Origin of the sequence: Streptomyces africanus, from assembly GCF_030816955.1 — a bacterium.
Taxonomy (GTDB): Bacteria; Actinomycetota; Actinomycetes; order Streptomycetales; family Streptomycetaceae; genus Streptomyces; species Streptomyces africanus.
In genome coordinates this window covers 1,289,075-1,302,319 of sequence record NZ_JAUSYP010000001.1, presented here as the reverse complement: position 1 = coordinate 1,302,319, position 13,245 = coordinate 1,289,075, and the positions used below count along the sequence as shown (strand labels likewise).

Annotated in this window: 10 protein-coding genes and 1 pseudogene; 6 read left to right on the top strand and 5 right to left on the bottom strand. The window is 69.9% G+C overall.

Annotation, left to right across the window (positions count from 1 at the left end):
* Position 1: 1 nt before the first annotated feature.
* Positions 2–1,981 (bottom strand): APC family permease, encoded by a 1,980-nt coding sequence (locus QF034_RS06180; protein ID WP_307173984.1) that lies wholly within the window; start codon positions 1,979–1,981, stop codon positions 2–4.
* Between the two features lie 585 nt (positions 1,982–2,566).
* Here QF034_RS06180 and QF034_RS06175 point away from each other — a divergent pair.
* The 4 genes from QF034_RS06175 (at position 2,567) to QF034_RS06160 (ending at position 6,818) form a co-directional block, all read left to right on the top strand.
* Entirely contained in the window at positions 2,567–3,859 is a 1,293-nt protein-coding gene (locus tag QF034_RS06175) for an extracellular solute-binding protein (protein ID WP_307173983.1), read from the top strand.
* 6 nt (positions 3,860–3,865) lie between these two features.
* A complete protein-coding gene (locus QF034_RS06170; RefSeq protein WP_307173982.1) occupies positions 3,866–4,864 on the top strand; it encodes a carbohydrate ABC transporter permease in 999 nt (332 codons plus the stop codon).
* A 71-nt stretch (positions 4,865–4,935) separates the two neighbouring features.
* Positions 4,936–5,700: a carbohydrate ABC transporter permease gene (locus tag QF034_RS06165; protein WP_307179812.1), complete on the top strand. Its 765-nt coding sequence runs from the start codon at positions 4,936–4,938 to the stop codon at positions 5,698–5,700.
* 53 nt (positions 5,701–5,753) lie between these two features.
* Positions 5,754–6,818 (top strand): endo-1,4-beta-xylanase, encoded by a 1,065-nt coding sequence (locus QF034_RS06160; RefSeq protein ID WP_307173981.1) that lies wholly within the window; start codon positions 5,754–5,756, stop codon positions 6,816–6,818.
* Positions 6,819–6,975: 157 nt separating this feature from the next.
* On the opposite strand, the pseudogene QF034_RS06155 reads toward QF034_RS06160, so the two are convergent.
* The 3 genes and pseudogenes from QF034_RS06155 to QF034_RS06145 all read right to left on the bottom strand — a co-directional run bounded on the left by QF034_RS06155 (position 6,976) and on the right by QF034_RS06145 (position 9,418).
* A pseudogene (locus tag QF034_RS06155) lies at positions 6,976–8,012 on the bottom strand (LacI family DNA-binding transcriptional regulator).
* A 200-nt stretch (positions 8,013–8,212) separates the two neighbouring features.
* Positions 8,213–8,419 (bottom strand): DUF5999 family protein, encoded by a 207-nt coding sequence (locus tag QF034_RS06150; RefSeq protein ID WP_086565677.1) that lies wholly within the window; start codon positions 8,417–8,419, stop codon positions 8,213–8,215.
* Positions 8,420–8,833: 414 nt separating this feature from the next.
* Positions 8,834–9,418, bottom strand: coding sequence for a hypothetical protein (locus QF034_RS06145; protein WP_307173980.1), 585 nt, complete (start codon positions 9,416–9,418; stop codon positions 8,834–8,836).
* Between the two features lie 554 nt (positions 9,419–9,972).
* On the opposite strand from QF034_RS06145, the gene QF034_RS06140 reads away from it, so the two are divergent.
* Together QF034_RS06140 and QF034_RS06135 are read left to right on the top strand one after the other, a co-directional pair.
* Positions 9,973–11,490: a glutamate-cysteine ligase family protein gene (locus QF034_RS06140; protein WP_307173979.1), complete on the top strand. Its 1,518-nt coding sequence runs from the start codon at positions 9,973–9,975 to the stop codon at positions 11,488–11,490.
* 67 nt (positions 11,491–11,557) lie between these two features.
* On the top strand, positions 11,558–12,361 hold the full coding sequence (locus QF034_RS06135) for a CPBP family intramembrane glutamic endopeptidase (protein WP_307179811.1): 804 nt from the start codon (positions 11,558–11,560) through the stop codon (positions 12,359–12,361).
* Positions 12,362–12,382: 21 nt separating this feature from the next.
* Here the strand turns inward: QF034_RS06135 and QF034_RS06130 are convergent, their stop codons facing one another.
* A complete protein-coding gene (locus QF034_RS06130) occupies positions 12,383–13,201 on the bottom strand; it encodes a PhzF family phenazine biosynthesis protein (RefSeq protein ID WP_307173978.1) in 819 nt (272 codons plus the stop codon).
* Positions 13,202–13,245: the final 44 nt, after the last annotated feature.

Sequence of the window (13,245 nt, the reverse complement as noted above, 5' to 3'; positions counted from 1 at the left end):
CTCAGCCCACGTGCACCTTCGGCCGCCGCTTGCGGTCCGGTTCCGCCTCGCGCAGGACCTCGCGGGTCACCGGGGCGACCTCGCCCTGGCCGAAGAGGAAGAAGCGCAGGAGGTTGGCGAAGGGGCCCCCTTCGGTCCACTCGAAGTAGATGTGCGGGGTGCGGCCGGTCATGTCGCGGGCGTACAGCAGGAGCGCGGCCAGGGCGTTGGGGACGGAGGAGGATTCCAGGGTCAGGACGCGGTAGCGGTCGTGGAGCACCTCGCCGCGCACGGTCAGGCCCGCCTCGAATTCGGACGGGTCGGTGACCGTCACCTCGACGAAGACGAAGTCCTCCTGTCCGGGTACGTCGTTGTCGTGCCGGATCTGTTCGATCTTGTCGCGGTACTCCGCGATGTCGCGCCGGTCGGGCTCGTTGGCGATGAACCGCATCCGGCGGCTGGCCACGTCCCGAATGAAGCGTTCCGCCATGTCGTCCAGCGTCACGCCGGTCACGCGGAGTTCGAACGACCGGGCCAGCCGGGACGCCAGGGAGACCAGGATGATGCCGGCGATGAAGCAGGCGCCGATCTTCACGCCGTCCGGGCGCTCGATGACGTTGGCGACGGTCGTGTAGAGGAACACCGCGGAGATGACCGCGAAGGCGACGGTCCAGTTCCGCTGACGGGCCTTGCGGGCGGCGATGGTCACCGCGATCGCGGCGGAGCTGATCAGGACCAGCACACCGGTGGCGTAGGCGCCGCCCTGTGCGTTGACGTCCGCGTCGAAGATCCAGGTGACGAGGAAGGCGATCAGGGTGAAGACGATGACCATGGGGCGGACGGCCCTGGCCCAGTGCGGGGCCATGCCGTAGCGGGGGAGGTAGCGCGGCATCAGATTGAGCAGGCCGGCCATCGCCGAGGCGCCGGCGAACCACAGGATGGCGATCGTCGAGGCGTCGTAGACGGTGCCGAAGGTGTTGCCCAGGTAGTCGTGCGCCAGATAGGCCAGCGCGCGCCCGTTGGCCTGGCCGCCCGGCTCGAACTCCTTCTCGGGGATGAGGAGAGTGGTGATGAAACTGGTGGTGATCAGGAAGCCGCTCATGACGAGGGCGGCCGTGGTGAGCAGCTTCTTCGTGTCGCGGATGCGGCCGGCCGGCCGTTCCTCCGTGTCGTCCGGGTCGCCCTTGACGTGCGGCATCACAGCCACGCCGGTCTCGAACCCGGAGAGGCCGAGCGCCAGCTTCGGGAAGACGAGCAGGGCCACGCCGATCATGACGAGGACATTGCCGTGCTGGGTGGTGAGGGCGCCGGCCCAGTCGGTGACCACATGGCCGGTGGTGACCACGTGGTAGACGCCGACGACCACCACGACCACGTTGAGCGCCAGGTAGGCGCCCACCAGGGCGACCGCGACGCCGATCGCCTCCAGGAAGCCCTTGAGGAACACCGCGCCGAGCAGCGCCACGAGGACGAGCGTGATCAGCATCTGCTTGTCGTGCAGGACGCCGGTCAGATGCGGGTTCTCCACGAGGTGGGTCGAGGCGTCGGCGGCCGACAGGGTGATGGTGATCAGGAAGTCGGTGGCGGCGAAGCCCAGCAGGGTCAGCACGAACAGCTTGCCCTGCCAGAAGGAGAGCAGCCGCTCCAGCATCGCGATCGAGCCTTCGCCGTGCGGGCTCTCCTCGGCCACCCGGCGGTAGACCGGCAGGGCGCCCGCCAGGGTGACGATCACCAGCACGATCGTCGCCACCGGCGACAGCAGCCCGGCGGCGAGCGCCGCGATGCCCGGCTGGTAGCCGAGCGTGGAGAAGTAGTCGACGCCGGTCAGGCACATCACCCGCCACCAGCGCCGGCCCTTGTGCGGCGGCTCCGGTGCGGCATGGGGGCCGGTGTGGCCGCCGCCCTTGCCCATGTCGGACAGTCCCTCCAGCATCCAGGCGCGCAGGCGACCGGATGCAGAGGGCTCCGTACGGTTGAGTGGCGGCTGCTCAGTGGTGGCCATCGACGTGCTCCCGATGTGCGGTTCAGCGTGGTTCCGGCCATCACTGGACGGCCCGATCAGCGTAAGCGGAGCGTGATGCGATGGCCTGTGGATGAGGTCACTGCGGGCGTCAAGCTTCCGTTAAGACTGGCGGCGGGGTCGGTGGCACGGGGGCGTGGGGCGTCAAAACACGTGCTGAGGGCCATTGGGCCACCGATCGAGCGGCGCAGCCGCGCCTGCGGGCGAGGGGCGTACGCCCGCCGAGGGTTGAACACCCTCCGTGATCGCGCTCGCGCCGGTCGCGGTGCGTCGGCCTTCTTGTTGCCGGAGGCGGTGACCTCTACAGTGCACCTTCGTAACGTTCGCCGAACCAGCCGAAACATTCGCACCCTTCCCCGACTCTCGTCGAAGGGGCTGGTGCTGCTGGAGAGGCAGTTGCCAGTCAAGACCCGTACGCCGTCGGGAGATTCACCGTGCACAAGGGGTTGCCAGTGTTTGGCGCCTGTCTCTAGGGTGCGGCATCAACGAAGCTTTCTGGATCTCTTCCGAAACTTTCGATCCAGTGGACGGACGCGGGAGCGCCGTCCCGTACCCAAGGAGCGCATGATGGGCGACCCGGCACTGTCCCGCCGCGGCTTCCTGGCGGCCTCCGCCGCGGCCGGTCTCGGAATGACGACACTGAGCGCATGCGGCGGGGACTCGGGCGGAGGGTCGTCGGGGACGACCACGATCGAGTGGTGGAACATCTCCACCACCGAGCCGGCCAAGACCGTCTGGGCCGCCCTCGCCCGGAAGTTCGAGGCGCAGAATCCCAAGGTCAAGATAAAGATCGTCCAGATGGAGAACGACGCCTACAAATCGAAGATGACGGCCCTGACGGCCTCCGGGAAGCTCCCCGACATCTTCCACACCTGGGGCGGCGGCGTGCTCAAGCAGCAGGTCGACGCCGGACTCGTCGAGGACCTCACGGACCGGACCAAGCCCTGGGGCGACGCCCTGCTCCCGGTCGCCAAGGAGCCGTACCTGATCGACGACAGGGTCTACGGCATCCCGTTCGACATCGGCATGATCGGCTTCTGGTACAACAAGGCGCTCTTCGCGAAGGCCGGCATCAGTGCGCCCCCGACCACCTGGAGCGGCTTCCTCGACGCCGTACGCAAGCTGAAGTCCGCCGGCGTCACGCCCCTGGCGCTGGCCGGCAAGGAGAAGTGGCCCGGCATGTACTACTGGGCCTACCTGGCGATGCGCGCCGCCGGCGCCGAGGCGCTGGAGAAGGCCTACGCCGACAAGGACTTCACGGGCGCCCCCTTCGTCGAGGCGGGAGAGCACCTCAAGGAGCTCGTCGGCCTCCAGCCGTTCCAGAAGGGTTTCCTCGGCGCCGCCTACTCCAGCCCCACCGGCCAGGCCGCCGCCGTCGGCAACGGCAAGGCGGCCATGGAACTCATGGGTCAGTGGGCGCCCGTGGTGCAGGCCGACGCGGGCAAGGGCCTCGGCAAGGACCTCGGGTTCTTCCCGTTCCCCGCGGTCGAGGGCGGCAAGGGCGCCATCACCGAGGTGTTCGGCGGAGGCGGCGGGCACGCCCTGCGTCGGGGTGCCCCGCAGGAGGCCGTCGACTTCCTGAAGTTCTTCGCGTCCGAGGCCACCGACCTGGAACTGGTCAAGAAGACCGGCACCCTGCCCGTGGTCCCGGCGGCCGAGAGCGCCATCGCCGACCCCAACATCAAGGCCGTACAGGAGCAGTTGAAGAAGGCCACCGGCTTCCAGCTCTACCTCGACCAGGCGTACGCGCCCGCCGTCGGCCAGGAGGTCAACGACAGCGTCGCCGCGCTCATCGCCGGTTCCCGGTCGCCGGAGCAGGTCGCCCAGTCGATCACGAAGACCACGAAGGAAGAGCAGTAACCGGCGATGACCTCCACGTTCCTGCCGGACAAACGGACCGGCCGCGACGCCGGACTCCCGCCCCCGGCCACGGACCGGTCCCGGAGCCGGGCCCGGCGACGGGCACTGAACTGGCTGACCGCGGTCGGCTTCCAACTGCCCGCCCTCGTGCTGTTCATGGGGCTCGTCCTGCTGCCGATGCTGTTCGCGCTGTACGCCGCGTTCTTCCGCTGGGGCGGCTTCGGCATGCCCTCCGAGTACATCGGCGGCGAGAACTTCACCCGGCTCTTCCAGGACGACGTCTTCCTGGGCGACCTGTGGCGCTGCCTGGTGCTGGTGGTGCTGTCGCTCGTCGTCCAGCTGCCGTTCGCGCTCGCCATGGCCGTCCTGCTCAACCAGCGGATGCGCGGCCGGGCGGTGTACCGGATGCTGTTCTTCGCCCCGTACGTCCTGTCCGAGGCCATCACCGGAATCCTGTTCGGCATGATCTTCGCCCCGGACGACGGCTTCGCCGACCAGGTCCTCGGCAAGGTCGGGCTGGACGGGCTGGGCGGGGAGTGGTTCGCCGATCCGTCCACCGTCATGGCGACCCTGTTCCTGGTCATGACCTGGAAGTACTTCGGCTTCCACATGATGCTGTACCTGGCCGGGCTGCAGGCCGTCCCCAGGGAGCTGACCGAGGCGGCGCTCATCGACGGGGCCGGCCCCTGGCAGCGCTTCCGCAACGTGACGCTGCCGCTGCTCGCGCCCACCCTGCGCATCAGCGTCTTCCTGTCGGTCATCGGGGCCATCCAGCTCTTCGACCTGGTCTGGGTGACCACCGCCGGCGGACCGGACCACCACTCCGAGACCATGGCCGTGACCATGTTCCAGTACGGGTTCAAGCGCTACCAGGTCGGCTACGCCAGCGCGATCAGCGTGGTCATGTTCGGCATCAGTCTCGTCTTCGCCCTCGCCTACCAGCGGTTCGTCCTCCGGCGCGACCTGGAAGGGGCCACGACCACCATGCGGGGAGACGGAAAGTGACGCACAGTCGGACATCACGCAGGGGCAGGAACCTCCCCCTGCACCTCGTCCTGGTCCTCGTCGGCGCGGTCATGGCCGTCCCGCTGCTCTACGCCGCGCTCTCCGGCTTCAAGACCACCGACGAGCTCTCCCGCAACCCGGTCGGCCTGCCCGAGTCGTGGGTGACCTCCAACTACACCCAGATCCTGGGCTCGGGGGACTTCTGGCGGCTGATCGGCAACAGCACGCTGATCGCGGTGGGCACGACCGTCCTGGTCGTCGCGGTCTCCGCGCTGTCGGCCTTCTCCTTCGCGCGGTTCGCCTTCCGCGGCCGGGAGATGCTGTTCACGCTGTTCACGATGGGGCTGATGTTCCCCTTCGCGGTGGCGGCCCTGCCGCTGTTCCTGCTGCTGCGCTCCCTGGACCTGCTGGACAACCCGCTCGGAGTGATCCTCCCGCAGGCGGCCTTCGGGCTGCCGATGACCATCATCATCCTGCGCGGCTTCTTCCGGCAGATCCCGGGCGAGCTGGAGGAGGCGGCCACGCTCGACGGATGCAGCTCGTTCGGCTTCTTCTGGCGGGTGCTGCTGCCCATGGCGCGGCCCGCGCTCGGCACCGTGTCCGTGCTGGCCGTCGTCACCAGCTGGAACAACTTCTTCCTGCCGCTGCTGGTCTTCACCGATGCGCAGTGGTGGACCCTGCCGATCGGCGTGCAGCAGTTCCAGGGGCAGTACTCCGCGCAGTACGCCAAGGTCTTCGCCTATCTGGTGCTGGCCATGGTCCCCGCCCTCGCCTTCTACTCGGTCGCCGAGCGCCAGCTCGTCGGCGGCCTCACCGCGGGCGCGACGAAGGGCTGACACGCGCCGCGGACGTACGGCTCACCCACCCATCGATCGTGAGGAGTCGCACCATGCGCAAGACCGCCACACGGCTCAGACTCGCCGGGGCGCTCGCCGCCGCGCTGATGCTCGGAGGCATCGCCACCGGCCCCGCGGCCCAGGCCGGCGAGGAGCACGGCAAGGAACCGACCCTCGCCGACCTCGCACACCGGCACGGCCGCTACTTCGGCAGCGCGACGGACAATCCCGAGCTCGGCGACGCGCCCTACACGGCCCTGCTCGGCAGCGAGTTCGACCAGATCACCCCCGGCAACGGCATGAAGTGGTACGCGACCGAGCCCCAGCAGGGCGTGTTCGACTTCTCCCAGGGCGACGAGATCGTGAAGCTCGCCCGTGCCAACCGGCAGAAGGTGCGCGGCCACACCCTCGTCTGGCACAGCCAGCTGCCCGAGTGGCTCACGGGGCGGGAGTGGACGGCCCCCCAGCTTCGGGCCGTGCTCAAGAAGCACATCCAGACCGAGGTACGGCACTACCGGGGCAAGGTGTTCGCCTGGGACGTCGTCAACGAGGCGTTCAACGAGGACGGTACGTACCGCGAGTCGGTCTTCTACAAGACGCTCGGGCCCGGTTACATCGCCGACGCGCTGCGGTGGGCGCACCAGGCCGATCCGCGCGTCAGGCTGTACCTCAACGACTACAACATCGAGGGGATCGGCCCGAAGAGCGACGCGTACTACAAGCTGGCCAAGGAACTGAAGGCCAAGGGCGTCCCGCTGCACGGCATCGGCCTCCAGGCCCACCTCGCTCTCCAGTACGGCTATCCCGGCACCCTGGAGGACAACCTCCGCCGCTTCTCCCGGCTCGGCCTCGACACCGCGCTGACCGAGGTCGACATACGGATGCAGCTGCCCGCGACCGAGGAGAAGCTGACCCAGCAGGCCGAGTGGTACCGGGACCTGACCGAGGCCTGCCTGGCGGTGCGCCGCTGCGTCGGCATCACCCTCTGGGACTACACGGACAAGTACTCATGGATCCCGGCGTTCTTCCCGGGCGAGGGCGCGGCCCTGCCGTGGGACGAGCAACTGGCCCCGAAGCCGGCGTACTTCGCGATCCGTGAGGCGCTCGGGGGGAAGTAGAGGGGGTGGGTGGCGCCCCGTGCAGGGGGCGGGTCGGGTCGGGGCGCCATCCAGACCGTGCCGGGGGAGCGACTTGCCTGCGGCCTGTCGGGGCAGTCCCGATTCTTCTGCGGGCCCCGCCGCGCCTTGTCGGCTTCCGCCCGGTCGGGCGGGTTCGTCACGTGCGCTCCGGCGGAGGTGCCGTGCTTGCCCGCACCACCAGGTTCGTTCCCAGTTCGACCCGAGGGGAGCTCGGGTGTTCGTCGTGGGTCAGGTGGAGCACCGTGCGGACGGCCAGTTTGCCCATGTCGGCCAGGGGCTGGCGGACCGTCGTCAGAGGCGGGGCCGACCAGCGGACTTCCGGAAGGTCGTCGAAACCGACCACGCTCATGTCCTGCGGCACCCGCAGCCCGCGTCGGCGCAGTGCCTCGATCGCGCCGAGTGCCATCTGGTCGCTGGCCGCGAACACGGCGGTCGGCGGCTCGGGCAGGCCGAGCAGGGTGTCGCAGGCGGTGTGAAGCCGGACTCGGGGCGGAAGTCGCCGGGGACGACGAGGGACTCGTCCATCGCGATGCCGGCGCGTTCGAGAGCCGCGCGGTAGCCGTCCAGCCGGGCCCGTGAGCACAGCAGCCGCGGCGGCCCCGCGATCAGGCCGATCCGGCGGTGGCCCAGGGACAGCAGGTGTTCCGTGGCCGCCATGCCGCCCGACCAGTTGGCGGCACCGATGGTGGGAGCCTCCAGGGCGGGCGAGCCCGCCGGGTCGACGACGACCAGCGGGACGCCGAGAATGCGCAGTTCCTCGTGGAGCGTCGGTTCCAGGGCCGAGGTGACGAGGATGACGCCGTCCGAGGCCCGGGCCCGGAGGTTGCGCATCCACTCGCGGGCGTCTCCCGAACGTCCGTGGATGGCCGACACCACCGTGCCGACCCCGGCGGCGTGCGCGACTTCCTCGACCCCGCGGATGATCTCCACGGCCCAGGGGCTGTCGAGGTTGTTGAAGACCAGGTCGAGCAGGCCGGCCCGGGTGCCCGGGGCCGCGGGGCGCTTGCGGTAGCCGTGCCGCAGCAGCAGGTCCTCGACGCGGGCGCGGGTCTGCGGCGACACATCGGACCGGCCGTTGACGACGCGGGACACGGTCGGTACGGATACCCCGGCCTGCCGGGCGATCTCCGTGATCGTGACCTTGCCCCCGGCCTCGGCCTCATGTGCTGCCACTTGCCCCACCTCCGTCGACGGGTGCCCCCGAAACTTCCAGGAGTCTTCCGGAAAACGGGCATCCGTGGGAAGGCGTACCGTCCCGTTCGTGGCGGTGACGGTGAGTGACGGCACTCGGACACGCGTCGGGGCCGGTTCGCAGGGTGTCCTGCGGCCGGCCCCTCATGTCTGCGGGCGGGAGGTCACGCCGCCCGGCGGCCTCAGGCGGCCGTCATCACCTGGCTGGAGGCCAGCGGACGGTGCGGGTCGATGACCCGGCCGTCCGGCAGGAGCTCGCCGGTGTCCTCGAAGAGCAGCACACCGTTGCACAGCAGGCTCCAACCCTGCTCCGGGTGGTGCGCCACGAGACGGGCGGATTCCCGGTCGGCGGATTCGGCTGACGGGCACGGAGTCTGGTGCTGGCACATGGGTGGGATCTCTCGCTGTGTCGTGGTGGATGGGATGGCTGAGTCGGCTGTCGTGTCTGTTCCGCGGCTCGAAGTGTCGTTCATGGCCGCCCCCCGTTGTGATAAGTCGTCGGAACCCAGTGTTGCCCTACGGGCGTCGATCCGCAGGGATTTCGCGGCACGGCTTCTCACAGGTTCATGACGCATCACCCGCGCGGACGGTTCACCCCAACTGGACTGTCACTTCGGGTGGTTCGCACTGGCCGAATGGGGCTAGTCCGGGCGGGCAGGTGATCCATTCCGGCTCGTACGAGCTATTGAGTGCTCGTACGAGCGAATAAGGGGACGGAATGAAAAAGCGCGACCCGCCGCCGGTGAATTCGGCGACGGGGCGCGGAGAGCTGCGGGACGCGGAAGGCTTCGGGGCGCGGCGCTTCAGGCGGGTGAGCCGAGGAGCCGCGTGGGAGCCACCCGGTGGGTCAGCACCGGGAGCAGTTCGGCGACGCGGTGCGGGCGATGGGCCGCGATGCCGGGAGGCGCGGGGGCCAGGGGGACGAGCAGGTCGGTGGCGGCGGGGTGGCCGACGGCACCGTCGGCGGTGATGTCCTCGTGCAGCCAGAGCGTCAGCATGTACAGGCCGGGTACGGACAGCAGACGGGGCTGGTACGGCTGCGACATCGTCTCGGCCTGGCGCAGGGCGCGCTCGGTGGAGGCGATGTACGGGCCCTCGAAGAAGCGGGAGAAGGCCCAGCCGTCGGGAGTCAGCATGGTCTCCGCCGCGGCCACCGCACGGTCGCCACAGCGGATCAGGAAGCGCCACCCGGCCAGCCGGGTGGCCGACACGCCCTCGGCCGTGACGCGGTCGAGGACGTGGACGGGCAGGGGGAGCTCGGGAGTGACGGGTCCCTGGGCGCGGAGCAGGGAGGGAGTTCGGGCCTCACGGACCACGGTGGGAGAGGAGAGCGCAGTCAGGACGGAACGGAGTGCGGGCGCGGGAGCCGGCGGGACATGCAGCGGCATGGTGGGTCGCCTCTCAGTTCAAAGGCACGATGGCACGAGGGCGGGGGCGGACGGCGCTGTCAGCTCACGGAGGTCATCAGAGGCAGGGGCCGGGGTCTCAAGAACGAGAGGGGGGTGGGTCCGCCGAACATCGCCTCGACGGCATGACCCATCGACCGTGGGCGCCAACCTTCTGCCTTGTTCGCGGAGTTTATACGACACGGGTTCAGACTGTGTTTCGTCTAGCCGTTTCCGGTGAGTAGAACAAGGGTACATTCGGTCGGCGAAACGCGAGAATTATCCCGATTCCACGCGGGGTGCGGGGCGATGACCTCGGCGCATGCTCCCGCGGCGGTCGGCCTATTCTCGTCGGCGTTTTTCACGAGTTCGCGCAACCCCGAAACCCGGGCCGTTGCGTCATGCCGAGTGAATGTGCCACCGGTCATACGTGACCAGCGTAGCGGCCGACGGGCCCGTCCGGGACGTTATCGATCGCTTTCGCTGGGCATCCTCCACCTGACCGGGAACCCGGCGGCCGGATCTTCGGCCCACATCATCCGAGGAGGGACGCATCGATGGGGGAGAAGGTCGTGGCGGGCGGGTTCGACCTGTCCGACCGCCAGCGCTACCGCGACAAGCTCCGTCGGTGCCTGACGGGCTTGGAGCGACTCCTGGCGGAGAAGCGGTTCGACCGCCCCAAGAACCTCATGGGGCTGGAGATCGAGTTGAATCTCGCGGGCGCCGACGGCATGCCGAAAATGTTGAACGCGCAAGTCCTCGAACGTATCGCGAGCCGTGATTTCCAAACAGAACTCGCCATGTTCAACCTGGAAGTCAACATTCCCCCACACCGCCTCGGAGATCGGGTATTCGATCGGCTCGCGGAGGAACTCCGTACGTCACTGGCATATGCCGACCGGAAAGCCGGTGAGGTCGACGCGGGAATCGTGATGATCGGTATTCTGCCGACCCTCGACCGGGACGACCTGGTGTCGTCGAACCTCTCCGACGTCGACCGCTACACCCTCCTCAACGACCAGATCGTGGCCGCCCGCGGCGAGGAGTTCACCCTCGACATCGCCGGCGTGGAGCACCTCAGCTGCACCTCCAAGTCCATCGCGCCGGAGGCCGCCTGCACCTCCGTGCAACTGCACCTCCAGGTCACCCCGGCCCGCTTCGCCGACGTGTGGAACGCGGCCCAGGCGGTCGCCGCCGCGCAGATCGCCGTAGGAGCCAACTCGCCGTTCCTCTTCGGCCGTGAGCTGTGGCGCGAGTCGCGGCCCCCGCTGTTCCAGCAGTCCACCGACACCCGCCCGCCCGAACTCCAGGCCCAGGGCGTCCGGCCGCGCACCTGGTTCGGGGAGCGCTGGATCACCTCGGCGTACGACCTGTTCGAGGAGAACCTGCGCTACTACCCGGCGCTGCTGCCGATCTGCGACGACGAGGACCCGCTGGAGGTGCTCGACCAGGGCGGCGCCCCGTCCCTCGCCGAGCTCGTCCTGCACAACGGCACCATCTACCGCTGGAACCGCCCGGTCTACGGCATCGCCGACGGCGTCCCCCACCTGCGCGTGGAGAACCGCGTCCTGCCCGCCGGGCCCACCGTCATCGACGTCGTCGCCAACGCGGCCTTCTACTACGGCCTCGTCCGCGCCCTCGCCGAGGAGCCCCGGCCCGTGTGGACCCGGCTGCCGTTCGAGGCGGCCGCCGCCAACTTCGACGCCGCGTGCAAGGACGGCATCGACGCCCGCTTCACCTGGCCCCGGCGCGGCCGCTACGGAGGTACCGCACAGGTCGACGCGGTGAGCCTGGTCCGCGACGAACTGCTGCCGCTCGCCGAGGCCGGGCTGGACGCGTGGGGCGTGGAGCCGGCCGACCGCGATCTGTACCTGGGCGTGATCGAGGAGCGGTGCCGGCGCAGGGTGAACGGGGCGAGCTGGCAGGCCGCGACCTTCCGCAAGGCACTGGACGCGGGCCACCCGAGGGACGCCGCGCTGGCCGCCACGACCCGGCGCTATCGCGAGCTGATGCACAAGGGGGACCCGGTGCACACCTGGCCCGTGGGGTCGCCGGAGCCGGTGCCGTTGGGCTGATGCGCCGCCGGGCCGATCTGCTGCTGCCCTCATACTGATCCGACAGGTCGGTGAAGTGGAGGCAGGTGTGCAGGCGGAGGCGAGCCCGGTGGCCGACGGATCCTTTCCCCAGCAGCGGCTCTCGCGGCGGATGCTCCGCCACGAGACGCTGCTCGTGCTGGCGCTCTCGCTGGGGGCGAGCGGAGTCTCCGCCCTGATCAGCTTCATCGGCTCGGTCACCAAGCCCGGCGGGCTGAAGGACCAGGCGGCCACGATGAACGCCTCGGCCGCGCCCGGCCGTCCCTGGCTCGACCTGGCCTGGCAGCTCTTCGGGATCACGTCGGCCCTCGTGCCCGTCGTGCTCGTCGCGCACTTCCTGCTGCGCGAGGGCGCGGGCCTGCGCACCATCGGATTCGACCGCACCCGCCCCTGGCCCGACCTGGGCCGCGGGGCGGCGATCGCGGCCGTCATCGGCAGCACCGGAATCGCCTTCTACCTGGCGGCCCGAGGCCTCGGCTTCAACCTCACCGTGGTGCCCGAGGCGCTGCCCGGCGTGTGGTGGAAGTACCCGGTGCTGATCCTCTCGGCGATCCAGAACGCGGTGCTGGAGGAAGTGATCGTCGTCGGCTACCTGCTGCGGCGCCTCGGCCAGCTGGGCTGGACGCCGACGGCCGCGCTGGTGGGCAGCTCGGTCCTGCGCGGCTCCTACCACCTCTACCAGGGCATCGGCGGCTTCGTCGGCAACATGGTCATGGGCGTGGTGTTCGTCTGCCTGTACCGCCGCTGGGGCCGGGTGGGCCCTCTGGTGGTGGCCCACTCGCTGCTCGACATCGGCGCCTTCGTGGGCTACGCCCTGCTGGCGGGCAAGGTCGGCTGGCTGCCGACGGCGTGAGAGACCGGCGGGGGGTCCGTCTCAGGCCAGCAGCTCGCCCTCGATGACGGTGACCGCCCTGCCGGACAGCAGGGTGCGCTCGCCGCGCAGCTCCGTGCGGACGCGGCCGGAGCGGGGGGAGGCCTGGAGGCCGGTGAGGCGGGGGCTGCCGAGACGCTCGGACCAGAACGGGGCGAGCGCGGTGTGGGCGCTGCCCGTCACCGGGTCCTCGTCTATGCCGACATTCGGGAAGAAGCAGCGCGAGACGAAGTCGTAGCCCCGGTCGGGGTCGTCCGCGCGGGCCGTGGCGATGACGCCGCGCTCGGAGTGGGCGGCGAGGGCCTTGAGGTCGGGGACGAGGCCGTGCACCGTCTTCTCGTCGGCGACCTCGACCAGCAGGTCGCCGATGTTGGGGCCGGTGTCGAGGACCGTGAGCGGCTCGGTGCCCAGGGACTCGGCGAGGCCGTCCGGCGGGTCGACCCGGGCGAGCGGGGCGGTCGGGAAGTCGAGCGTGACGGAGCCGTCCTCGGCGGGCGTGGCGGCGAGGACGCCGCTGCGGGTGGCGAACCGTACCGGGCCCTCGTGGGCGCCGGTGGTGTGCAGGACGTGGGCGGTGGCCAGGGTCGCGTGGCCGCACATCGCGACCTCGGTGGCCGGAGTGAACCAGCGCAGCGCCCAGTCGGCCTCGCCGCCCTCGGGGAGGGGACGGGCGAAGGCCGTCTCGGCGTGGTTGACCTCCAGGGCGACATTCTGGAGCCAGGTGTCGTCCGGGAAGGCGTCCGCGTCGTCCAGCAGGACGACCCCGGCCGGGTTGCCGGAGAAGGGGCGATCGGTGAAGGCGTCGACGATTCGAATCCGCATGCCCCGACGCTAGAGGCTCGCCGCAGCGGCGGACCAAGGCCAAT